Genomic DNA, 20,871 nt, shown 5'->3' on the forward strand with positions numbered 1-20,871 from the left:
GTTCTGCTGTTCCGATACGGGGTTCCACGCTCAGGGGGTGAGCAACACCTTCCCGACCTCCGAACTCCCGCTCCCCACCAGGGAAATGGCCTCCTCGAACGCTTCCAGCGGAAACTCATGCGTGACCAGCGCCGCGGGCGCGAGAAGACCGAGCGAGAACGCCCGCACCGCGTCCGACCACGCCGCCGACGGCGCACCGAAGACGCTCCGCACCTCCAGCTGGCTGAGCGACAGATGGACGGGGTCGATGCCCTCCGCGCCCGGCGTGAACATCCCCGTGAGGGCGACGCGCCCGCCGCGCCGCGCGAGCCGGCAGGAGGAAGCGGCGGTCGACGGCGCGCCCGCCGTCTCCACCACCAGGTCGAACCGGCCCTCCAGGGCGGCCGCCTGCCCGGGTGTGTGCGCCTCGGTCGCGCCGAAGTCGAGGGCCTGCTTGCCGCGCGCCGCCCGCGGGTCGACCACGGCCAGCTCGCCCGGGGACGAGGCGGCGAGCAGCTGTACGGCGAGCAGTCCGAGCGTCCCCGCCCCGACGACGGCGACGCGTTCGCCGGGGGCGGGCCGGCCTGCCCGTACCGCCGCCGCGACCACCGCCGCGGGTTCGAGGAGTGCGGCGGCCCGCAGGTCCGCGTCGTCCGGCAGGAGGTGCAACAGCCGGGCGGGGACGAGGAGTTGGTCGGCGAACGCGCCGGGCTCGGTGAACCCGGTCTCCGCGTACCCGCCCTCGCACAGGCTCGTCTCACCGCACCGGCAGCGGGCGCACACCCCGCAGGCGCGGAAGCCCTCGGCGACGGTGCGGCGCCCGACGAGCCCGGGGTCCACGCCCGCGCCGACCGCCTCGACCGTGCCGGACCACTCGTGGCCCGGCACCACCGGGTAGCGGACGTACGCGGCGTCGCGGTGCCCGTCGTACACCTCGCGGTCGCTCATGCAGATCCCGGCGGCGGCGACCCGCACGCGCACCTCGCCCGGCCCCGGTTCGGGTACCGCGGCGGTGACGAGGCGGTGGCTGCCGGGGCGTTCGACGACCACGGAGCGGCCCGTACGAGAGGTCATGCGGGCTTCCTCTGCTCCCAGCCGTCCGCCCACAGGTCGAAACGCGCCTGCTGCTGCGGGAACTCGGCCGCCGCGTCGACGTCGAACTCCACGCCCAGACCCGGCGCGTGCGAGACCTCGAAGCAGCCCGTCTCCGGGTCGACCGCGGGAGCCCCGCGCACCACCTTCTTGATCTCCGCGTCCGCGAAGTCGTTGAAGTGCTCCAGGATCTTGAAGTTCGGCGTGCAGGCGGCGAGTTGGAGCGAGGCCGCGGTGAGCACCGAGCCGCCCACGTTGTGCGGGGCCACCAGCACGTAGTGCGTCTCGGCGGTCGCGGCGAGCTTGCGGGTCTCCAGAATGCCGCCGATGTGCCCGAGGTCCGGCTGGATGACGTCCGCCGACTGGTCCTCGAACAGCTCGCGGAACTCGATCCGGTCGTGGATGCGCTCACCCGTCGCCACCGGCAGGTCGACCCGCTCGGCGACCTTCTTCAGCGCCTTGAGGTTCTCCGGCGGCACCGGCTCCTCCAGCCACGCCGGGTCGAAGGGCGCGAGCTCGCGGGCGAGGCGGATCGCCGTGGCGGGGGAGAACCGGCCGTGCATCTCCAGCATCAGCTCGGTGTCGGGGCCGATCGCGTCCCGTACGGCCTCGATCAGCGAGACCGCGTACCGGGACCGCTCGGCGTCCAGCTCGAAGTGGCCGGTCCCGAACGGGTCGATCTTCAGGGCCCGGTAGCCGCGCGCGACGACCTCCTGCGCGGCCTTGTGGTACGCCTCCGGCGTGCGCTCCGTCGTGTACCAGCCGTTGGCGTACGCCTTGACGCGGTCGGTGACCTTGCCGCCGAGGAGCTGCCAGACCGGTACGCCCAGGGCCTTTCCCTTGATGTCCCAGCAGGCCATTTCGATCACCGCGATGCCGGACATCACGATCTCGCCGGCCCGCCCGTAGTCGCCGTACTTCATGCGGCGGACCAGGTCCTCGACCGCGAACGGGTCGGAGCCCGCGACGTGGTTGGCCTCGGCCTCCCGGAGGTAGCCGATCAGGGCGTCGGTGTGGCCGAGCATGCGGGCCTCGCCGACGCCCGTCAGACCCTCGTCGGTGTGCACGAGCACATACGTCAGATTGCGCCAGGGGGTTCCCACGACATGAGTGCTGATTCCGGTGATGCGCAAGGCAAATGACCTCTCGCGTGTTCGGTATATCGTCAGTCGTTCGAGATGGTGGCGTGAACGTAAACAGCCCCTCCAAGAGGTGTCAATGGGTCGTGCGGCGGGGAATCGGCTTGCGGGTGCGGGGATCGGCTGCGGGCCCATTGCCCGCCGAACTCGCCTGTGCATAGCCTGTGTTCGTGATACCGGCAGCCTGCCGGGGTTTCGAACAGAACAGAGGGGTGGGTGAGCGGACATGGGCCGACTCGTTCCGGCGGTGACCCGGGCGCTGGACATCATGGAACTCTTCCTGGAGGGAGACGGCACCCTCTCGGCACCCGACATCGTGCGAAAACTGGGCCTGCCCCGTACGACGGTGCACGAACTCGTCACCACGCTCGCGGCCCGCTCGTATCTCGTCCCCGTGCCCGAGCAGCCCGGCCGCTACCGCCTCGGCGTGCGCAACCACCAGCTCGGCAGCCGGTACGCGGAGAAGCTCGACCTCGCCGCGGAGGGCCGCCGGGTCGCGCGCGAGGTCGCCGAGACCTGCGACGAGACCGTGCACATCGCGATCCTCGAGGACGTCGACGTCATCTACATCGCCAAGGTCGACTCCACCCACGCCGTCCGCATGGTCTCCGCCAACGGCCGCCGCCTGCCCGCCCATTGCACCTCCGTCGGCAAGATGCTGCTCGCCTCGCTGCCCGAGGAGGAGCTCGAGGCCCGCCTGGAGGAGTGCGAGGAACTCGTCGCCCTCACCCCGAACAGCATCACCGGCTTCGCCGCGCTGCGCGAGGAGCTCGCCACCGCCAGGTCCCTGGGCATAGCCGTCGAGCACCGCGAGGCCAACCCCGACGTCTCCTGCGTGGCCGCGCCCGTACGCGACAGCACCGGCGCCGTCGTCGCCGCCCTGTCGATCTCCGTGCCGATGGTGCGCTGGAGCGAGGACCGCGAACGGGAGCTGACCGAACTGGCCGCCAAGGGCGCGGGCGACCTCTCCGTCAGCCTCGGCCACCGGGGCGCCTGGTGAGGCCCGAACTCGCGGTCCGTGCCGAGGCCGAGCTCGGCGAGGGCCCCACCTGGGACCCGGCCGCACAGCGACTGATCTGGGTCGACATCCTCGGCTCCCGCGTCCACACGTACGACCCGGCCACCGGCCGCCGCACCGTCCTCGCCACGGAACAGCACGTCGGCGCCGCCAAACCCCGCAGGGGCGGCGGCCTGGTGCTCAACCTCCGCGACGGCATCGGCGCCTACGACCCCGACGGCACCTTCTCCTGGCTGCACCGCGACCCCGTCCCCGGCCGCCGCGGCAACGACGCCGCCGTCGCCCCCGACGGCGCCCTCTGGGCGGGCACCATGCGGTACGACGAGACCCCCGGCGGCGGCAGCCTCACCCGCATCGCGCCCGACGGCACCGCGACCGTCCTCCTCGACGACGTGACGGTCAGCAACGGCACCGGCTGGTCCCCCGACGGCACGCTCACCTACTACGTCGACAGCCCCACCCGCCGTATCGACGTGCTCCGCGCCGACGGCCAACACGTCCTGGAACGCAGGGAGTTGACGACCGTCGAGCCCGGCGCGGGCTTCCCCGACGGGCTCACCGTCGACGCCGAGGGCTGCGTCTGGGTGGCCCTCTGGGACGGCGCCCAGATCCGCCGCTACACCCCGGACGGCCGCCTCGACCGCACCGTCCCGCTCCCCGTCGCCCGCCCCACCGCCTGCGCCTTCGGCGGCTCCGGCCTGCGCGACCTGTACGTCACGACCGCCCGCGTCGGCCTCGACCGCCCGCACCCGCTCGCCGGATCGGTACTCGTCCTGCCGGACGCGGGCCAGGGCATGGAGAGCCCGGCCTTCGCGGGCTGACCTCCCGTTCCCCGACGCACGTACGCGGCCCGTCCCCGGTGAACCGCACCGGGAACGGGCCGTACGCACCAGGCAGTTGACGCTACTCGAGGGTGCCGTCCACCCGACGCGGCACCCCGTACGGGTTCGCGTCGAGCAGCGGGGCGGGCAGCAGCGCCTCCGGCACGTCCTGATAGGCGACCGGCCGCAGGAACCGGTCGACGGCCAGCGAGCCGACCGACGTGGTCCGGCTGTCCGAAGTCGCCGGGAAGGGACCGCCGTGCACCATCGCGTGCCCGACCTCGACGCCCGTCGGCCAGCCGTTGAACAGCACACGGCCCGCCCGGCGTTCGAGCAGCGGAAGGAGCGCACGCGCGTCGCCCAGATCGGCCCCGGCAGTGTGCACGGTCGCCGTCAACTGCCCGTCGAGGGACCGCAGCACCTCGGCCACATGCTCCAGATCGCGGCAACGCACCACGAGACCGGCCGAGCCGAACATCTCCCGCCGCAGCTCGGGGTCGGCCCGGAACGTGTCGCCGTCCACCGACATCAGCACCGCCTGGCCGGGGCTCGCCGACTCGGCGGCGGCGGCGCCGCGCGCGAGGACCCGTACGCCCGGACGCGCCGCGACCGCCTCGACCTCGCGGTGGTACGCCTGGGCGATGCCCGGCGTCAGCATCGTCGCGCCGACATGCTCGCCGACCGCCGCCGCTGCCGCCTCCTCGAACGCGTCGAGGTCGTCGCCCGCCACACCGACGAGAAGGCCCGGGTTGGTGCAGAACTGGCCCGCACCCAGGGTCAGCGACCCCACGAACGCGCCCGCAAGGTCCTTCGCCCGCTCGGCGAGGGCGCCCGGCATCAGCACCACCGGGTTGATGCTGCTCATCTCCGCGTACACCGGAATCGGCTGCGGCCGCTCCGTCGCCGCGCGCAGCACCGCGAGTCCCGCCGCCCGCGACCCGGTGAAGCCGACGGCCTGGATGTGCGGATCGGTCACCAACCTCGTGCCCACGACCGGCCCTTCACCGACCAGCAGCGAGAACACCCCGTCCGGCATCCCCGTCTCCACGACGGCCGCCCGCACCGCGCGCGCGGCCAGCTCCGACGTGCCGAGATGCGCGTCGTGCGCCTTCACCACCACCGGGCAGCCCGCGGCGAGCGCGGCGGCCGTGTCACCGCCGAGCACGGAGAACGCCAGCGGGAAGTTGCTCGCCCCGAAGACCGCCACCGGACCCAGCGGCACCCGCCGCTGCCGCAGATCGGGACGCGGCAGCGGAGCACGATCGGGCAGCGCCCGATCGATCCGTACGCCATGCAGCCCGCCGTCCCGCAGCACCTGCGCGAACAGCCTCAACTGGCCCGTCGTACGGCCCACTTCACCGGTCAGGCGGGCGGTCGGCAGCGCCGTCTCCAGGTGGGCGCGCGCCACCAGGGCCTCGGTCGCCTCGGTCAGGTGGTCCGCGATCCGCTCCAGGAACCGGGCACGCGCCTCGGGCTCGGTCGCGCGGTACGCGTCGAAGGCACCCTCGGCGAGCCGGCAGGCCCGCGCCACCTCCTCCTTCCCGGCGCTGCGGTAGGGCGGGTCGAGCTCGGCGCCGGTGCGCGGGTCACGGGAGCGCAGGACGGGGCCCTCGCCGACGACACGCTCGGCCCCGAGGAACAGGGCTCCTTCCAACTGCTCGGTGTTGTCCTGCACTTGCGGGGTGGACGTCACATCGGTCCTTCCGTACGGGGTGTGCTGTCTCGGTTCGGTTCTTACGCGGCGGCCGAACCGGGCAGCTTCGCGATCAGCGCGCGCAGCTCCTCCTGCTCGGCGGCGGTCAGGTCGGTCAGCGGGGCGCGCACCGGACCCGCGGGGTGCCCGACGGCAGTCATCCCGGCCTTGACGATGCTCACCGCGTACCCGGCCTGCCGGTTGCGGATCTCCGTGTACGGCAGCACGAACTCGTTCAGATACGTGCGGACCGCGGCGTGATCCCGGCCGCGCACCGCCGTATAGAAGTCCAGGGCGAACTCCGGCAGGAAGTTGAAGATCGCCGACGAGTAGGTGGTGACGCCGAGTTCGAGGTACGGCAGCGCGTACGTCTCCGCCGTGGGCAGGCCCCCGACGTAACCGAGGCGCTCGCCCAGGTGGGCGTGGATCCGCGTCATCGCGTCGATGTCGCCGATGCCGTCCTTGTAGCCGATCAGGTTCGGGCACGCCTCGGCGACCCGGGCGAGGGTCTCGGCGCTGTAGACGGCGTTGGCCCGGCCGTACACGATGACGCCGAGCGAGGTCGACCGGCACACCGCCTCCACGTGCCGGGCGAGCCCCTCCTGCCCGGCCTCCGTGAGATACGGCGGGAACAGCAGGATGCCGTCCGCCCCGGCCCGCTCGGCGGCCTGCGCGTACGCGATCGCGGTGCGGGTGCCGTACCCGGCGGGCGCGAGGATCGGCGTGCCCGCCGGGGCGGCGTCCACGGCCGTGGCGACGACGCGCTCGGTCTCCTCGGCGGTCAGCGAGAAGAACTCCCCGGTGCCGCCCGCGGCGAACAGCCCGCCCACCTCGTGGCCGGAGAGCCGCTCGATGTGCGCGCGGTACCCGGCCTCGTCGAACTCGGACGCGGCGTCGAAGTGCGTGACGGGGAACGACAGCAGACCGGAGCCGATGCGCCGGGCGAGCTCTGCCGGGGTGAGCGAGGACGAGGTCATGGTGCTGCTCCTGTGGCGAAAAAGGGTTGTCGTGAAGAGGGGCCCGGAGGGTTGTCGTAAAGAGGGGCCCCGGCGTTCAGGGGCGGGTGCCCGCCACGTGCGTGGCCTGCGTCCAGGCGCGGGCCTGCTCGCTGAGCGTGATGCCGAGACCGGGCCGCGCGGAGAGGTGCATCCGGCCGTCGCTGATCGCGAGCCGCTCGTTGAACAGCGGCTCCAGCCAGTCGAAGTGCTCCACCCACGGCTCGATCGGGTAGGCGGCGGCCAGGTGGAGGTGGATCTCCATCGCGAAGTGCGGGGCCAGCTGCAGCTGATGGTGCTCGGCCAGCGCGGCCAGCTTCAGGAACTGGGTGATGCCGCCGATGCGCGGCGCGTCCGGCTGGATCACATCGGCGGCGCCCTGCCGGATCAGCTCCCAGTGCTCGGCCACGCTCGCCAGCATCTCCCCGGTCGCCACCGGGGTGTCGAGCGAGGCGGCGAGCGCGGCGTGGCCCGGTGCGTCGTACGCGTCGAGGGGCTCCTCGATCCACACCAGGCCGAACTCCTCCAGAGCGCGGCCCATGCGCTGCGCCGTCGGCCGGTCCCACTGCTGGTTGGCGTCGACCATCAGCGGCACGTCCTCGCCGATGTGCTCGCGCACCGCGGTCAGGCGCCGCAGGTCCTGCTTGCCGTCCGGATGCCCGACCTTGATCTTGATCCCGCCGATACCGCTGGCCAGCGACGCCGAGGCGTTTTCAAGCACCTGCTCGGTCGGCGTGTGCAGAAAGCCGCCCGAGGTGTTGTAGCAGCGCACCGAATCGCGGTGCGCGCCCAGGAGTTTCGCCAGCGGCAGCCCCGCCCGCTTGGCCTTGAGGTCCCACAGCGCCACGTCGTACGCGGCGATCGCCTGCGTCGCCAGACCGCTGCGGCCCACCGAGGCGCCCGCCCAGACGAGCTTCGTCCAGATCCTGCCGATGTCGCTGGGGTCCTCGCCGATCAGGTTCCCGGCGATCTCCCTGGCGTGCGCGAACTGGCCGGGACCACCGGCCCGCTTCGCGTAGCTGAAGCCGATCCCCTGATGGCCCCCGGCCGTCTCCAGCTCCACGAACAGGAACGCGACCTCGGTCATCGGCTTCTGCCTGCCGGTGAGGACCTTCGCGTCGCTGACCGGGGTGGCGAGCGGCAGCGTGACCGAGGAGAGCCTGATCCACGCGATCGTGTCGAGGGTCGCCTCGCCCGTACGGTGCGCGGCCTTGGCAGTCGTCTGCGTCATCGTCACCACTTCGAGTCCCTGTGTGTGCCCGTTGCCTTCCCCCTGAAGCTAAGGTCGACGATTGATCCACGTCCAACATTGTTTTTGGATGGACCCATACCCGCAGGGTATGGAAACCGGAAGGGGGAGGCCCGCATGTTCACGCTCACGCAGCTGGTGAGCTTCGTGGCCGTGGCCGAGGAGCTGCACTTCACGCGGGCCGCGGAGCGACTGCGCATGACACAGCCGCCGCTGAGCCGCCAGATCCAGCTCCTGGAGCACGAGTTGGGCGTCTCCCTCCTCGACCGCACCAACCGCTCGGTCCGGCTGACGCCCGCCGGACGGGCCTTCCTCAACGAGGCCCGCCGCATCCTCCGCCAGGCCGACTCCGCCGCGCTCGCCGCCCGCCAGGTCTCCACCGGGGAGGCCGGGGCGATCGCCATCGGCTTCACCGCGGCCAGCGCGTACCGCACCCTCGGCACCCTCCTCGACGTGGCCCGCTCGGCCACGCCCGGAGCGGAGCTCGTGCTGCGCGAGATGGTCACCCGCGACCAGCTGGAGGCGATCACCGAGGGCTCCCTCGACCTCGGCATGATCCGCCCGTCCAGTACGGGACCCGACCTGGACACCCGGCCCGCGATGCGCGAGGGCCTGCTCGCCGCCGTGCCGCGCGAGCATCCGCTGGCCGGGGGGGAGGGGCCGCTGCGGGTCGGGGAGTTCGACGGGCAGCACGTGCTCATGTACTCGCCGGTCGAGGCCCGCTACTTCCACGAGCTTCTCGTCAGCATCTTCCGCGCGGCCCGCGTCACCCCGGTGTTCACGCAGTACCTCAGCCAGGTCCACAGCCTCCTCGCCATGGCCAACGCGGGCTGGGGCATCGCCCTCGTACCGGAGGCGGCGGCGCAGATGCGGTTCCCGGGCATCACGTTCCGCGAGCTGCAACTGATCGACCCGGAGCCGGTCGAGCTCCATCTCGTCTGGCGCCGGGCCAACGACAACCCGGCGATGCATGCGTTGCTGCGGCATCTGTAGGGGCTGTTGCTTCCCCTCCCCGCCCCTTCCCGAAAAAATCAGCCCCTCCGGCGTTTGAGATGGGGGTCCCCCCTGCTCGAGCGAAGCCGAGAGCTTGGGGGAGGGGGTCCGGGGGCGGAGCCCCCGCAGCCGACGGCAGTCTTTCGGGAAGGGGCGGGTAGGGGAGGAAAACCAGCCCGTCCGGCGCTTGAGGACGAGCCCGCAGGGCGACTGCGGTGCACCCGGCCGACGGTGCGGGTACGCCCCCGGAATGAACCGTTTCGAAGGACACGCAGCCCTGATCACCGGTGCAGCCCGCGGCATCGGCGCCGCCACCGCCGCCCGGCTCACCGAGGAAGGCGCCGGTGTGCTCGTCACCGACGTCGACGGCGACGCGGCCGACAAGACAGCGGCCGCACTGCGCGAACAGGGCGCCGACGCCCGGGCGTTCACCTGCGACGTGGCCTCGCGCAGCGACGTGGAGGCGGCCGTCGCCCAGGCCGTGCGACACTTCGGCCGACTCGACGTACTGGTCAACAACGCCGCCTCCTGCGCGCTCGACCAGGCCCGCTTCGAGGACGAGCAGGACGAGGTCTGGCAGCGCGACCTCGACATCACGCTCAACGGCGCCTACCGCTGCGCCCGCGCCGCACTGCCCCACCTGGAAGCCTCCGGCCGCGGCGCGATCGTCAGCGTCGGCTCGGTCAACGGCGAGGTCTCCTTCGGCAACCACGCCTACAGCGCGGCCAAGGCGGGCCTCGCCTCCCTGACCCGTACGCTCGCCGACCACGCGGGACCGCGCGGCGTACGCGTCAACCTCCTCGCCCCGGGCACCGTGCGCACCACGGCCTGGGAGGGCCGGGAGGACCGGCTCGACGAGGTGCGCCGCCTCTATCCGCTCGGCCGGATCGGCGAACCCGAGGACATCGCCGCGGCGGTCGCCTTCCTCGCCTCCCGCGACGCCTCCTGGATCACGGGCACGACGCTGCGCGTGGACGGCGGCCTGCTCGGCGTGAACACGGTGTTCCGCAGCCCACGGGAGGAGTGAGGCCACGGGAGGAGTGAGCCGACGGGAGGAGTGAGGCCGCCTCGGGGGAGCGCGCGGGTCTACGGTCTGGTGGCCTTCCCGTCCAGCCACAGCGTGTCCGACGCATCGCTGTGCGAGCCGCCCGAGCCGACATGCTTCGCGTCGATCTTCGGGCCCTTCGTGATGACGTGCACCAGCGCCATCCCGTGCCCGCGCCCCAGGCCGTACTCCTCCTTGAGCCAGGCCAGGATCGTCCCGGCCTTGACGTCCGGTTCCTGGAAGCCGCGCTCCTCGGCGAGCGCGATGAACCGGCGCGGCGTCAGGCCCGTCCTGTCCTCGATGGTGTCGAGATACGCCTGGAACGACATGGGTGATCCTCCGGATCCGCAGGGGGAGTTGGTTGAACTCGGCTGTCGCTGGTGCAGACCCCGGGCGTGATCGAAAATCATCGCAGTCCTACGAAGAAGTTTCCGAAGAAGTTTCCGAAGAAGTCTCCGAAGCCGGGCCCGACGCGGGCCCGCGGCGCAGGAAAGGCACAGCCCCATGAGCGACCTCCTCGACGTGACCGTGGACCAGGGCACCGCCCTGCTCACCCTCAATGACCCCGGCCGCCGCAACGTCATCTCCGGCGCCCTGGTCGACCGCGTCTGCACGGCCTTCGACGAGCTGGAGGCCGACCCCACCGTCACCGCCGCCGTGATCACCGGAGCGGGCAGCGCCTTCTGCGCCGGGGCCGACCTCGCGGACCTGCTTGCCGCGGCCGACGGCGACTCCGCGGGCGTACGGCGCGTCTACGACGGCTTCCTGCGCGTGGCCCGTTCCCCGCTGCCGACCGTGGCCGCAGTCAACGGGCCGGCGGTGGGCGCCGGATTCAACCTCGCCCTCGCCTGCGACGTACGCATCGCCGCGGCCTCCGCCTGGTTCGACACCCGCTTCCTGAAGATCGGGCTGCACCCGGGCGGCGGCCACACCTGGATGCTGCACCGGCTCGTCGGCCCGCAGACCGCCGCCGCGCTCGTGCTGTTCGGGGAGCGCCTCGACGGCGCCGCCGCTGCCGCCGCGGGCCTGGTCCTGCGCTGTGTGCCCGACGAGGAACTCCTCACCGCCGCCCTGCAGTTGGCGGGCCGTACGCAGGGCGTCGACCCCGAGCTGGTCCGTCGTACGAAGCAGACCCTGCGCACCGCGGGCGACGGGCGCGGCCACGACGACGTCCTCGCCGACGAGACCCGGGAGCAGCTCTGGTCGCTCGGCCTGCCGGACACCCGCGAGCGCCTGGACGCCTTCCGCAAGGAACTCGGCAGCTGACGGGAGTGAGCGGGAAACGAAGAGGCGGCCGGGTGTTCCCGGCCGCCTCTTCCTGAAGTGCGGTGGTGTCAGCCCTGGCCGGCCCTCGCGCGGGCGCGGGACCGTGAACGGCCGCCGTCCGGCGCCGACTTGTCCAGAGCGGCCGCGTCCCGGCGGAACGCCCACTCCATCTTCGGTTCCATGGACCAGCGGAACATGCGCTGCACCGGTGCCGTGCACAGCACGGTGACGACCGTCCCGGCGAGGAGCGTGAGGGCGATCGCGCCGAGCGGCGTGTGCATCCAGTCGGCCTCGTACCAGTCCCAGAAGCGGGAGCCCTTGGCGAGGAAGCCGTGCAGGAGGTAGCCGTAGAGCGTGCCCGCGCCGAGGGCCGTGAACCAGAAGTGGCGGCGGGGGATCCAGGCGAAGAAGCAGGCCACCAGGATCAGGGAGCAGGCGAACATGCCGAGCGTCATCGGCACGCCGACCCAGCCGGGGACGCCGAGTTCCTGGGCGCTGTCGCGGCGGTAGAACCAGGCGGCGTTCATGCGGGGCGCCGCCCAGTACGCGAAGACCAGGGCACAGGCGGCCACCGGCAGCGCAAGGATACGGACCTCGCGGCGGCGCACGAGCTGGAAGTGCTCCGGCTTCAGGCACAGGCCGAGCACGAAGAACGGCAGGAACTGCAGGACGCGCTGGAGGTCGAGGTCGTCGCCGATGTCCGGGGAGACGGAGGCCAGGACCGCGATCGCGAGCGAGAGGGGCAGCGGCCAGCGCACCAGCTGCCAGAGCGGAGTCGTCAGCCGCCACACGAACAGCGCGCCCAGGAACCACACCAGGTACCACGGGTCGAGCAGGCTGATCGGGTAGGTGGGGTCGTCGTCCGCCCAGCGCTTGAAGAAGGTGTACGCGACCTCGAACACCACGTACGGCACCGCGATCCCGGTGACGAGACGCTTCAGGCGGTTCGGGCTCGCGTCGAAGCTGCGTGAGAAGTAGCCGGAGATGATGATGAACGCCGGCATGTGGAAGGTGTAGACGGCGATGTAGAGCGCGGCGGCGGCGCGGCTGTCTGCGCGCAGCGGCTCCCAGGCGTGGCCCATCGCGACCAGGACGATCGCGAGGTACTTCGCGTTGTCGAAGAACGCGTCCCGCTGCTTGGCCGGCCGCCCCGAGCCCGCCGCACCCGTGGAACCGGATGAATCCACCGAACCGGACACCGAACCGGACTTTCCGCCCGCCCGTGCCGCGGCTCTCCTGGACGCTCTCCCTCCCGACGGGGCGGCCGGACCGGAGGCCGGTTCGGCCGTGGGTACGGCTCTCGCCGCGGGCAGCGGTGCCCGCTGATACCCGTCGGTTCGCAGAATGTCGCTCACGGGCCCTCCTGGAGGGAACCCGGACCGACGATTCCGCCTCTTACAGGGCTTGAGGGTGAAACGTCAGCGCCAAACATCCCCAGCACCCTAGTCATCGGACTCGGCACGCGTACAACCCTGTTGAGTGTGGGGTTGACCACGGAGGGTCGAAATCCGCCACGAGCCCGGCCGCGACGTGAAGACCCGCGCCAAGGCGAAGATGCCGAGGAGGCGCTGGTGGCCGTGGGCGAGGCTGCGGGGGACAGGCCCATGGCCCGCCCCGTACGACGGACCTACGATGGCGCGATGAGCCACGAGACCGAAGGCGCGGCGAGCGCCGAAGCGCCGTGCGGAAGCGGCCGTCCGACGCCCGCGCAGCCCCCGGTCTCCCCCTGGCTGGGGCGACTTGCCGTGCTCGCCCTGATGCTGACCGCACTCAACCTGCGGCCCGCCGTCACCGGCCTCGGTCCCGTGCTCGAAGAGGTGCGCGCGGGCCTCGGCATGAGTGCCACCGCTGCCGGGCTGCTGACCTCGATGCCCGCGCTCTGCTTCGCCCTCGTCGGCTTCGCGGCGCCCCGCCTCGCCCGCCGCCACGGCCCCGACGCGGTCGTCCTCACCGGCATGGCCGCCCTCGCCGCCGGTCTCGCGGTGCGGCCCTTCGCCTCCGGCACGGCGATGTTCGTGGCGCTCAGCGCGGTCGCGCTCGCAGGGATCGCCCTCGCCAACGTGCTGTTGCCGGTCGTCGTCAAGGAACGCTTCCCGCACCGCGTGGGCGCGATGACCGGCTGGTACGCGATGTCGCTCAACCTCGGCGCATCCGCCGCGGCCGCCGTCACCGTGCCCCTCACCCGCACCTTCGGCGGGGACTGGCGGATCGGCCTCGCCGCCTGGGCGCTGCTCGCCGCCTTCGCCGTGCCCCCGTGGCTCGCCCTGATCCACAACAGGCCGCGCACAGAAGGCAGTTCGGGCGCGGCACGGCAGGTCCCGCAGCCCGGCAAGCCCCTCACCCGCAACCCGACGGCCTGGGCGCTCGCCGTCTTCTTCGGGATGCAGGCCACCGCCGCGTATGTCGTCATTGGCTGGCTGCCGCAGATCTTCCGCGACGCCGGGCTCTCCGCCGCGACCGCCGGGGTGCTGTTCGCCGCGGTGTCGGTGCTCGGTGTGCCCCTGTCGTTCGTGCTCGGGGCGGTCGCCGGACGCGTGCGCTCGCAGAGCGGGATCGCCGTCGTCATCGGCCTGTTCGGGCTCGCCGGGTACGCGGGGCTGTGGGCCGCGCCGGCCGCCGCGCCCTGGCTGTGGGTGGTGCTGCTCGGCGTCGCCAACTGCTCGTTCCCGCTCGCGCTCACGATGATCGGCCTGCGCGGCGGCGACGGCGCGACCGTGATCAGACTCTCCGCCTTCGCCCAGTGCACCGGCTATCTCCTGTCCATCCCCGGCCCCATCCTCGTGGGCGCGCTCTACGAGACGACCGGCGGCTGGGACGGGCCGCTGCTGCTGCTCGGCGTGCTGATGGTCCCGCAGATCGTCTCCGGCTGGTTCGCGGGCCGGGACCGGCAGGTCGGCGCCGCAACCTGAAGACGCCTTCAGGCGGCTTCAGGAGGGCTTCAGCTTCGGTGCGCGACATTGGTGCCCGTCAACAGAACGACAGGGGAGGCACCTCATGAAGCGCAACATCGTCATCGCCACCGTGGCGGCCGCGGCCCTGGTCGGAGGCGGTTCCGCGCTCGCCTTCGCCGGCGGCGACGACGGCGGCACGGGCCGCTCCGACGCCCGCTCCCAGCACAGCGACTCCCAGGTCACGCTGCAGGACGACAGCGCAGAGGCGAAGGACGACCGCCGGGACGACGCTCGCCGCCCCGCCGGCGCGAAGCTCACCGCCGCCGAGGCCGTCGAGGCGGCGCTCAAGCACCAGTCCGGTACGGCGGTCTCCGCGGAGCTCGACGACGAGGACTCGGACGACAGGGACTCCGACGACAGGGACTCCGACGACGATGACTCCGGCGAGCGCCTGGCCTGGGAGGTCGACATCCTCGGCCAGGGCGAAGCCTGGCACACCGTCCACCTGGACGCCGCCACCGGCAAGGTCATCGGCAAGGAGACCGAGGACGAGCGCGACGACGCCCGCGAGGCCCGTGCCGCCCTGAAGGGTGCGACGACGGACGCCGCGCAGGCCGCGCGGAGCGCCTCGGAGAAGGGCTTCGTCACCTCGATCGACCTGGACGACGACGGCCGTTCCGGCCATGTCGCCGAGGGCTGGGAGATCGAGACGGCCGCCTCCGACGGCCGGGACGGCGAGCGCGACTGGAACGTCGACGCCCGCAGCGGCAAGCTCACCGTCGACCACGACGACCGCCACGACCACGACCACGACGACCGGGACGACCGGGGCGACCGGGGCGACGACAACGACTGATCGCTCAGCCCATTACCAGAACACGAGTTGTGCGGGAACAAAGCGGAAGAGTTCCGTGAGCATGAGCGCACATCCGGTACGTGGCTCACTCGTCTGGGCCTATAGTCGGTCGCATGGCCCAGAAGGTAATTACGACATACGTGGACGACCTGACCGGCGAGGAGTCGGAGCAAATCGCCACGCACAGCATTCTCGTCGACGGTGCGGGTGTGGAAATCGACCTCACCGACGAGAACTACGAGAAGCTGCTCGAACTGCTCAACCCTTATCTGCACGCGGACGGTGCCCGTCGAATCCGCGGCGGCTCCAAGCCGAAGGGGAAGCGCAAGCCGGCCACGGGAAAGTCCGACGACTCGTCGGCGATCAGGGCCTGGGCGAGGGAGAACGGGTACGAGGTGAGTGAGCGCGGCCGCGTCCCCGCCGCGGTCCGCGAGGCCTACGAATCCGCCCGCTGAACCACCGATTTCAAGGAGTGCCGCCCTCGCGGGCGGCACTCCTTTTATGTGTGGCCATTCGCATGGCTCCTTGAGAAAGCCACGGAGAATGACTGGGAGGCATCGCCGCCCGCACCTCAGTCGAGTTCGATACGCGAGCGACTCTGCGCGGCATCACGCGCCCGCGCCTCGGCCGCGGCCCGTACGACACATTCGTACTCCTCGTACGGAAGCATCATCGTCAGTCCGAACATCACGGCCCAGGCGACATCGGATTCCTCCAACGTGCCGGGAATGTCAGTGCGGTAGAGCTCGCGGCCGAGATGAGCTGTGGGTAGTTCGCGTGGCTCGGGCGACGCGGCGTACTGGTCCAGGGCGCGGACCGCGCAGTCGAGGAACGTCCCGTACGGGGCATCGCCCAAGAGCTCTTCCAGCTGGCGCAGTTGTGCGTGGGCCACGCGGACCCGCAGGGGCCAGGCGCGGCCGGAGCCGAAGCGCTCTTCGAGCACGGTCGTGAGCGTGATCTGCTGGAAGAGCGTGTCGAGAAGGTCGTTGCTCATGATCCGCATGTTCCGACCCATGATCGGGAACACGGCGAGGCACACCGCGACGCGCGGACCACGACACCCGATTGGCATGACGCGGCCCACGGCTCCGGGCGTGACACAGCCGCCGTCCCGAGGGGGAGCGGCGGCTGTGAGTGGGCGCGGTGCGAGGCGACTCAGGCGGGGAGCGCGCCCTCGACGGCGGTGGTCAACTCCGGGGCGTGCGGCTCGGTCTGGGGCGAGAACCGGGCCACGACCCGGCCCTGCGGGTCGACGAGGAACTTCTCGAAGTTCCAGCGGATGTCCCCGCTGTGGCCCTCCGCGTCGGCCGTGGTGACGAGTTGCTCGTAGAGCGGGTGGCGGTCGGGGCCGTTGACGTCGGTCTTCTGCGTCAGCGGGAACGTCACGCCGTACGTCGCCGAGCAGAACGTGGCGATCTCGTCGGCGGTGCCGGGCTCCTGGCCCATGAACTGGTTGCAGGGCACACCGAGCACGGTGAAGCCGCGCGGACCGTACTGCTCCTGGAGCTTCTCCAGGCCCGCGTACTGCGGGGTGAGGCCGCACTTGGAGGCGACGTTGACGACCAGGACGGCCTTGCCGCGGTACTGGGCGAGGTCGGCGGGGCCGCCCTTCAGGGCGTCGATCTCCACGTCGTGGATGGACATGCTGCTCCTTGTGTCCGGTGTCGAAGCGGTGGCGGTACCCGTCGATTGTCCCTCGCCGCCCGGCCGCCCGGCAGCCCGGACGGCCGCCGCCGGACTGAGAGTCCTCCGGCGGCGGCCGCGGGGCGCCGGGCGCGCGGTGCTCCCCTCCGCGGCGCCCGGCGCGCGCCGTCCTCACCGGCGGTGGGGTGCGCGGGAGTTCACCCCTGCGATACGTGCCGGGAGGACGGGCCGGAGCCGTGGCCGATGTCGGCGTGGCCACGGCTCCGGCGACCAGGCCCTGTCCGGGTCGTACGCGTGGACGGGGCGTACGGATGGACGGGTCGGACGCGCGGACGGGTTCCGGGTCCGCGTCCGCGCGGGGCCGGTCCCGCGCCCTCACCGGATCGTAGGACCGGCGGTGCGGCCCTGCCCAGGACCCGCGCGTACTGCCTGGCCGGGCGGCGTGGGCGCACGGCCCCCTTTCACGCGGACGGGCGGTGAAGGCGAGTTGAACGAAGTTCGTTACCGGGGGTAGGCCACGCGGGGTGCTTGTTATACGGTCTGTCTAACAAGCGGATGGCGCACCTCTGCCACGCCGCCCGTGCGCCGCGCGCACCGCACCGCTCTGCACCGCAACCGGAAGAACTCAGCAAGCACCACACCAGACACGCTCGACGCGAGGAGCCGCAGCATGGCCGGCAGTATCACCGGGTCCCCGGCACAGACCGGGTCGCCGTCGCAAGCACCGTCGTCGCCCGACTCCGACGTCGCGCAGCGCCTCCTGGAGTCCTCGGCGACGCTGTCGTACGACCCGGCCACCGAGGTCGACTGGGAGACGCCGCTCGACAAGGACTTCCACGGCGCGAGCCCGGAGTGGAGCACCCTCTACGGCACCGCGTACTGGCGGGAGTTGACCGAGGAGCTGCGCAAGGAGCTGACCCGGCAGGAGGCCGCCTCGGTCGCCAGCACCGGCATCTGGTTCGAGATGATCCTGCAGCAGATGATGCTGCGCGACATGTACGCCAAGGACCCCACGGACGCGCGCTTCCAGTGGGCCCTGACCGAGATCGCCGACGAGTGCCGGCACTCCATCATGTTCGCGCGCGGCGCCAAGAAGCTGGGCGCGCCCGCGTACCGGCCGCCGCGGCTCGTCGTCGAACTGGGCCGCGCCTTCAAGACGATCGCCTTCGGCGAGGCCGCGTACGCCGCGATCCTTGTGGCCGAAGAGGTCCTCGACGTGATGCAGCGCGACTGGATGCGCGACGAGCGTGTCGTGCCGTTCGTGCGGACCATCAACAACATCCATGTCGTCGAGGAATCACGGCACATGAAGTTCGCCCGCGACGAGACGCGCAGGCGGCTCGCCAAGGCCGGGCCCGTGCGCCGGCAGATCAACGCCCTGGTCATCGCGATCGCCTCGTACATCATCGTCACCAGCATGGTGAACGCCGAGGTCTACCGGCATGCCGGGCTCGACCGGAAGCGGGCCGTCAAGGAGGCCAGGGCCAACGAGCACCACAAGTCGATGATGCGCGCCAGCTGTTCGGGCCTGATGGAGTTCCTCGCCTCCGCCCGCCTGCTCACCAGGCCCGCCCTGGCCTTCTACCGGCGCGCGCACCTCGTGTGAGTACGCGGACCGACTCCGGCCGACCCGTACCACCGAGCAGCGACCGATTCGGATTCGAGCGAACCAGATGACCTACGCCATCACCCAGACCTGCTGCAGCGACGCCACCTGCGTCGCCGTGTGCCCGGTCAACTGCATCCACCCCACCCCGCAGGAGCGGGCCTTCGGCAGCACCGAGATGCTGCACGTCGACCCGAAGGCCTGCATCGACTGCGGGGCCTGCGCCGACGCCTGCCCGGTGGACGCGATCTTCCCGGTGGACAGCCTGTCCCCGTCCCAGGCGCAGTACGCGGAGATCAACGCCGCCTACTACGCGGACGACGCGGACGAGGCCGATGCCGAGCCTCAACAGGCCGCCGCGGGGCCGAACTTCCACACCTGGGAGGAGCCGACGTTCGAGCGCAGCCTGCCCTCCGACTTCGGGCCGATCCGCGTCGCGGTCGTCGGCACCGGCCCTGCCGGGATGTACGCGGCGGAGGATCTGCTCCTGCATACCAACGCCGAGGTCACCCTGATCGACCGGCTGCCCGTCGCGGGCGGGCTCGTGCGGTACGGCGTCGCGCCGGACCACCCGCGCACCAAGAAGGTCTCGGAGACCTTCGCGCGGTTCCACGACCACCCGCGGGTCCGCATGGCGCTCGGCATCGAGGTGGGCCGCGAGGTCACCGCCGAGGAGATCGCCGCCCACCACGACGCCGTGATCTACGCGGTGGGCGCCCGTGCCGACCGCCAACTCGGCATACCCGGCGAGGAGTTGAGCGGAAGCATCGCCGCCGCCACCTTCGTCGCCTGGTACAACGGCCACCCCGACACGGCCCCGGACGCCGTCGACCTGAACGCCGAGCGCGTGGTCGTCGTCGGCAACGGCAACGTCGCCCTCGACGTCGCCCGGATCCTCGTCGCCGACCCGGACGAGCTGGCCCGTACCGACATCGCCGACCACGCGCTCGCCGCCCTGCGCGCGAGCAGCGTGCGGGAGGTGGTGCTGCTCGGGCGGCGCGGCCCCGAGCACGCGGCGTACACGAGGTCCGAGCTGATCGCCCTCAAGCACCTGCCCGGCGTGGAACTCGTCGTCGACGACGAGGACGCGCGTACGGCCGCCGCCATCGCGGCGGCCGGACCGCAGGACAAGGCGGCCCTGCTCTCGGACGTCCCGCGCCGCGCCACGGACTGGTCGGCCGCGCCCGCGGCGGGCCGCCGGATCGTCTTCCGCTTCCACTCGGTGCCGGTCGAGGCCACGGGCGGCGGTGCGGTACGGGGCGTGCGCGTGACGGGGCCGGCCGCCGAGGGTCAACAGGCGGGCGGGGAGCGGGAGATCGCGGCCGGGATGCTGCTGCGCGCCGTCGGCTACCGGGGCGTGGCCGTACCCGGACTGCCCTTCGACGAGGCGAGCGGAACCGTCCCGCACGAGCGCGGACGCGTGCGGGGCAGGGCGGGGACGTATGTCGTGGGCTGGATCAAGCGCGGGCCGTCCGGCGGGATCGGCGCCAACCGCACCTGCGCGGCCGAGACCGTCGGCACGCTCCTCGGCGACGCGGTGGCCGGTGCGCTGCCCGCGCCGACCGGCACGGCGCGCTCGTTCCAGCGCCTCGCGCGCAGCCGCAACCGCCGCCTGGTGGACGCCCGCGGGCAGGCCGCGATCGACCGCGCGGAGATCGCCCGCGGCCGCCGCGACGGCCGCCCCCGCGCGAAGCTGACGACGATCGCGGAGCTGGTGTCGGCGGCACGGGGCGGGCGCTGGACGCTGACGCGGTGAGGCGAGCGGGGGCGCAGCCCCCGTAATGAGGTAGCCAGGCTGCCGGGGGCGGGGCTAAAGTCGCACACGTGACTGCCGGGTCGGCCATGTGCCATGTACGAGACGGGTTCCCGGCCTCGGCTTGAGCCCGAGGCGGGCCAGAGCCCCGCCCCCATCCTTCGTGTCCCCTGTTTCCCGTACGGACATACGGACGTACGGAATCCCAGACCCGAAGGAATCTCATCATGTCTGAACTCCCCAGCACCATCGCGCAGTTGAACCACACCGCCGTCTTCGCGACGGACCGTCAGCTCTCCGCCGAGTTCCTCGCGGTGATCCTCGGCCTGAAGGTGAGCGCGCCGTTCGGGCTCTTCCTGCCCGTCGACCTAGGCAACGGCGTCACGCTCGACTACTACGAGATGACGAACGAGCCCATCCAGTCCCAGCACTACGCCTTCCTCGTGCCGGACGAGCAGTTCGACGGCATGATCGCCCGGCTCGACGCCGTCGGCGTCACGTACTACGCCGACCCGAGCCACACCGAACCCGGCCGGATCAACCGGCTGTTCGGCGGCCGCGGCGCGTACTTCGACGACCCCGACGGCCACAACATGGAGATCATGACGCGGCCTTACGCGCGCCCGTAGGGCGTTTCCCGCCGACCTCAGGGGGTGCGATGTGCATCATGCATGTCACATGTACGATGCATGCCACCGCAGTCGCGGAAGTCCCCCCTCAGGAAGGCGAGGCGGCGCAGGGGGGGCGGGGGGGGGGGGGGGGGGGGGGGGGGGGGGGGGGGGGGGGGGGGGGGGGGGGGGGGGGGGGGGGGGGGGGGGGGGGGGGCGGGGA

General features: G+C 72.1%; 20 protein-coding genes. 11 read left to right on the forward strand and 9 right to left on the reverse strand.

Annotation, left to right across the window (positions count from 1 at the left end; translation table 11 throughout):
- Positions 1-30: 30 nt before the first annotated feature.
- Both RCO28_RS10325 and RCO28_RS10330 read right to left on the reverse strand, forming a co-directional pair.
- Complete coding sequence (locus RCO28_RS10325) at positions 31-1,053, reverse strand: alcohol dehydrogenase catalytic domain-containing protein (protein WP_308940706.1); 1,023 nt, start codon at positions 1,051-1,053, stop codon at positions 31-33.
- The gene (locus tag RCO28_RS10330) at positions 1,050-2,204 is read right to left on the reverse strand and encodes a mandelate racemase/muconate lactonizing enzyme family protein (RefSeq protein WP_308940707.1); all 1,155 of its coding nucleotides are present in this window, start codon (positions 2,202-2,204) and stop codon (positions 1,050-1,052) included. The genes RCO28_RS10325 and RCO28_RS10330 overlap by 4 nt, the downstream gene beginning before the upstream one ends.
- A gap of 232 nt (positions 2,205-2,436) precedes the next feature.
- Between RCO28_RS10330 and RCO28_RS10335 the strand changes: the two genes are divergently transcribed.
- The gene (locus RCO28_RS10335; protein WP_308940708.1) at positions 2,437-3,210 is read left to right on the forward strand and encodes an IclR family transcriptional regulator; all 774 of its coding nucleotides are present in this window, start codon (positions 2,437-2,439) and stop codon (positions 3,208-3,210) included.
- Positions 3,207-4,049, forward strand: coding sequence for an SMP-30/gluconolactonase/LRE family protein (locus RCO28_RS10340; RefSeq protein WP_308940709.1), 843 nt, complete (start codon positions 3,207-3,209; stop codon positions 4,047-4,049). The genes RCO28_RS10335 and RCO28_RS10340 overlap by 4 nt, the downstream gene beginning before the upstream one ends.
- 82 nt (positions 4,050-4,131) lie before the next feature.
- Here RCO28_RS10340 and RCO28_RS10345 read toward each other — a convergent pair whose 3' ends face one another.
- The 3 genes from RCO28_RS10345 to RCO28_RS10355 form a co-directional block, all read right to left on the reverse strand.
- A complete protein-coding gene (locus RCO28_RS10345) occupies positions 4,132-5,742 on the reverse strand; it encodes an aldehyde dehydrogenase (NADP(+)) (protein ID WP_308940710.1) in 1,611 nt (536 codons plus the stop codon).
- Positions 5,743-5,783: 41 nt separating this feature from the next.
- The gene (kdgD, locus tag RCO28_RS10350; protein ID WP_308940711.1) at positions 5,784-6,719 is read right to left on the reverse strand and encodes a 5-dehydro-4-deoxyglucarate dehydratase; all 936 of its coding nucleotides are present in this window, start codon (positions 6,717-6,719) and stop codon (positions 5,784-5,786) included.
- Positions 6,720-6,795: 76 nt separating this feature from the next.
- Positions 6,796-7,968 carry a mandelate racemase/muconate lactonizing enzyme family protein gene (locus RCO28_RS10355; RefSeq protein ID WP_308940712.1) on the reverse strand — a complete coding sequence of 391 codons (1,173 nt, stop codon included), beginning with the start codon at positions 7,966-7,968 and terminating at the stop codon, positions 6,796-6,798.
- Between the two features lie 135 nt (positions 7,969-8,103).
- On the opposite strand from RCO28_RS10355, the gene RCO28_RS10360 reads away from it, so the two are divergent.
- A complete protein-coding gene (locus tag RCO28_RS10360; protein WP_308940713.1) occupies positions 8,104-8,979 on the forward strand; it encodes a LysR substrate-binding domain-containing protein in 876 nt (291 codons plus the stop codon).
- Between the two features lie 250 nt (positions 8,980-9,229).
- Entirely contained in the window at positions 9,230-10,006 is a 777-nt protein-coding gene (locus tag RCO28_RS10365; RefSeq protein ID WP_308940714.1) for an SDR family NAD(P)-dependent oxidoreductase, read from the forward strand.
- A 59-nt stretch (positions 10,007-10,065) separates the two neighbouring features.
- Here the strand turns inward: RCO28_RS10365 and RCO28_RS10370 are convergent, their stop codons facing one another.
- Positions 10,066-10,353, reverse strand: coding sequence for a DUF4287 domain-containing protein (locus tag RCO28_RS10370; RefSeq protein ID WP_308940715.1), 288 nt, complete (start codon positions 10,351-10,353; stop codon positions 10,066-10,068).
- A gap of 175 nt (positions 10,354-10,528) precedes the next feature.
- Here RCO28_RS10370 and RCO28_RS10375 point away from each other — a divergent pair, with 175 nt between their 5' ends.
- Positions 10,529-11,290, forward strand: a complete 762-nt coding sequence (locus RCO28_RS10375; protein WP_308940716.1) for an enoyl-CoA hydratase — start codon at positions 10,529-10,531, stop codon at positions 11,288-11,290.
- Between the two features lie 68 nt (positions 11,291-11,358).
- Here RCO28_RS10375 and RCO28_RS10380 read toward each other — a convergent pair whose 3' ends face one another.
- Positions 11,359-12,645 carry an acyltransferase family protein gene (locus RCO28_RS10380; RefSeq protein WP_308940717.1) on the reverse strand — a complete coding sequence of 429 codons (1,287 nt, stop codon included), beginning with the start codon at positions 12,643-12,645 and terminating at the stop codon, positions 11,359-11,361.
- A 285-nt stretch (positions 12,646-12,930) separates the two neighbouring features.
- On the opposite strand from RCO28_RS10380, the gene RCO28_RS10385 reads away from it, so the two are divergent.
- The 3 genes from RCO28_RS10385 (at position 12,931) to RCO28_RS10395 (ending at position 15,492) form a co-directional block, all read left to right on the forward strand.
- A complete protein-coding gene (locus RCO28_RS10385; protein WP_308940718.1) occupies positions 12,931-14,199 on the forward strand; it encodes an MFS transporter in 1,269 nt (422 codons plus the stop codon).
- 85 nt (positions 14,200-14,284) lie between these two features.
- The gene (locus RCO28_RS10390; RefSeq protein ID WP_308940719.1) at positions 14,285-15,037 is read left to right on the forward strand and encodes a PepSY domain-containing protein; all 753 of its coding nucleotides are present in this window, start codon (positions 14,285-14,287) and stop codon (positions 15,035-15,037) included.
- A 113-nt stretch (positions 15,038-15,150) separates the two neighbouring features.
- Positions 15,151-15,492, forward strand: a complete 342-nt coding sequence (locus RCO28_RS10395; protein WP_282539891.1) for an Lsr2 family protein — start codon at positions 15,151-15,153, stop codon at positions 15,490-15,492.
- Positions 15,493-15,608: 116 nt separating this feature from the next.
- Here the strand turns inward: RCO28_RS10395 and RCO28_RS10400 are convergent, their stop codons facing one another.
- Complete coding sequence (locus tag RCO28_RS10400) at positions 15,609-16,031, reverse strand: hypothetical protein (protein ID WP_308940720.1); 423 nt, start codon at positions 16,029-16,031, stop codon at positions 15,609-15,611.
- A 161-nt stretch (positions 16,032-16,192) separates the two neighbouring features.
- Positions 16,193-16,681: a glutathione peroxidase gene (locus RCO28_RS10405; protein ID WP_308940721.1), complete on the reverse strand. Its 489-nt coding sequence runs from the start codon at positions 16,679-16,681 to the stop codon at positions 16,193-16,195.
- Between the two features lie 670 nt (positions 16,682-17,351).
- On the opposite strand from RCO28_RS10405, the gene RCO28_RS10410 reads away from it, so the two are divergent.
- From RCO28_RS10410 to RCO28_RS10420, 3 genes are all read left to right on the forward strand, one after another.
- Positions 17,352-18,287 carry a diiron oxygenase gene (locus RCO28_RS10410; protein WP_308940722.1) on the forward strand — a complete coding sequence of 312 codons (936 nt, stop codon included), beginning with the start codon at positions 17,352-17,354 and terminating at the stop codon, positions 18,285-18,287.
- Positions 18,288-18,354: 67 nt separating this feature from the next.
- Positions 18,355-20,043, forward strand: coding sequence for an FAD-dependent oxidoreductase (locus RCO28_RS10415; protein ID WP_308940723.1), 1,689 nt, complete (start codon positions 18,355-18,357; stop codon positions 20,041-20,043).
- A gap of 224 nt (positions 20,044-20,267) precedes the next feature.
- A complete protein-coding gene (locus RCO28_RS10420; RefSeq protein ID WP_308940724.1) occupies positions 20,268-20,669 on the forward strand; it encodes a VOC family protein in 402 nt (133 codons plus the stop codon).
- Positions 20,670-20,871 lie beyond the last annotated feature (202 nt).

Origin of the sequence: Streptomyces sp. LHD-70 (genome assembly GCF_031157275.1) — a bacterium.
Lineage (GTDB): Bacteria > Actinomycetota > Actinomycetes > Streptomycetales > Streptomycetaceae > Streptomyces.

Coding starts and splice junctions, on each gene's coding strand:
- RCO28_RS10365 (WP_308940714.1), top strand. CDS start 9,230: ATGAACCGTTTCGAAGGACACGCAGCCCTGATCACCGGTGCAGCCCGC.
- RCO28_RS10390 (WP_308940719.1), top strand. CDS start 14,285: ATGAAGCGCAACATCGTCATCGCCACCGTGGCGGCCGCGGCCCTGGTC.
- RCO28_RS10400 (WP_308940720.1), bottom strand. CDS start 16,031: ATGAGCAACGACCTTCTCGACACGCTCTTCCAGCAGATCACGCTCACG.
- RCO28_RS10375 (WP_308940716.1), top strand. CDS start 10,529: ATGAGCGACCTCCTCGACGTGACCGTGGACCAGGGCACCGCCCTGCTC.
- RCO28_RS10415 (WP_308940723.1), top strand. CDS start 18,355: ATGACCTACGCCATCACCCAGACCTGCTGCAGCGACGCCACCTGCGTC.
- kdgD (WP_308940711.1), bottom strand. CDS start 6,719: ATGACCTCGTCCTCGCTCACCCCGGCAGAGCTCGCCCGGCGCATCGGC.
- RCO28_RS10335 (WP_308940708.1), top strand. CDS start 2,437: ATGGGCCGACTCGTTCCGGCGGTGACCCGGGCGCTGGACATCATGGAA.
- RCO28_RS10370 (WP_308940715.1), bottom strand. CDS start 10,353: ATGTCGTTCCAGGCGTATCTCGACACCATCGAGGACAGGACGGGCCTG.
- RCO28_RS10355 (WP_308940712.1), bottom strand. CDS start 7,968: ATGACGCAGACGACTGCCAAGGCCGCGCACCGTACGGGCGAGGCGACC.
- RCO28_RS10395 (WP_282539891.1), top strand. CDS start 15,151: ATGGCCCAGAAGGTAATTACGACATACGTGGACGACCTGACCGGCGAG.
- RCO28_RS10420 (WP_308940724.1), top strand. CDS start 20,268: ATGTCTGAACTCCCCAGCACCATCGCGCAGTTGAACCACACCGCCGTC.
- RCO28_RS10405 (WP_308940721.1), bottom strand. CDS start 16,681: ATGTCCATCCACGACGTGGAGATCGACGCCCTGAAGGGCGGCCCCGCC.
- RCO28_RS10325 (WP_308940706.1), bottom strand. CDS start 1,053: ATGACCTCTCGTACGGGCCGCTCCGTGGTCGTCGAACGCCCCGGCAGC.
- RCO28_RS10385 (WP_308940718.1), top strand. CDS start 12,931: ATGAGCCACGAGACCGAAGGCGCGGCGAGCGCCGAAGCGCCGTGCGGA.
- RCO28_RS10360 (WP_308940713.1), top strand. CDS start 8,104: ATGTTCACGCTCACGCAGCTGGTGAGCTTCGTGGCCGTGGCCGAGGAG.
- RCO28_RS10410 (WP_308940722.1), top strand. CDS start 17,352: ATGGCCGGCAGTATCACCGGGTCCCCGGCACAGACCGGGTCGCCGTCG.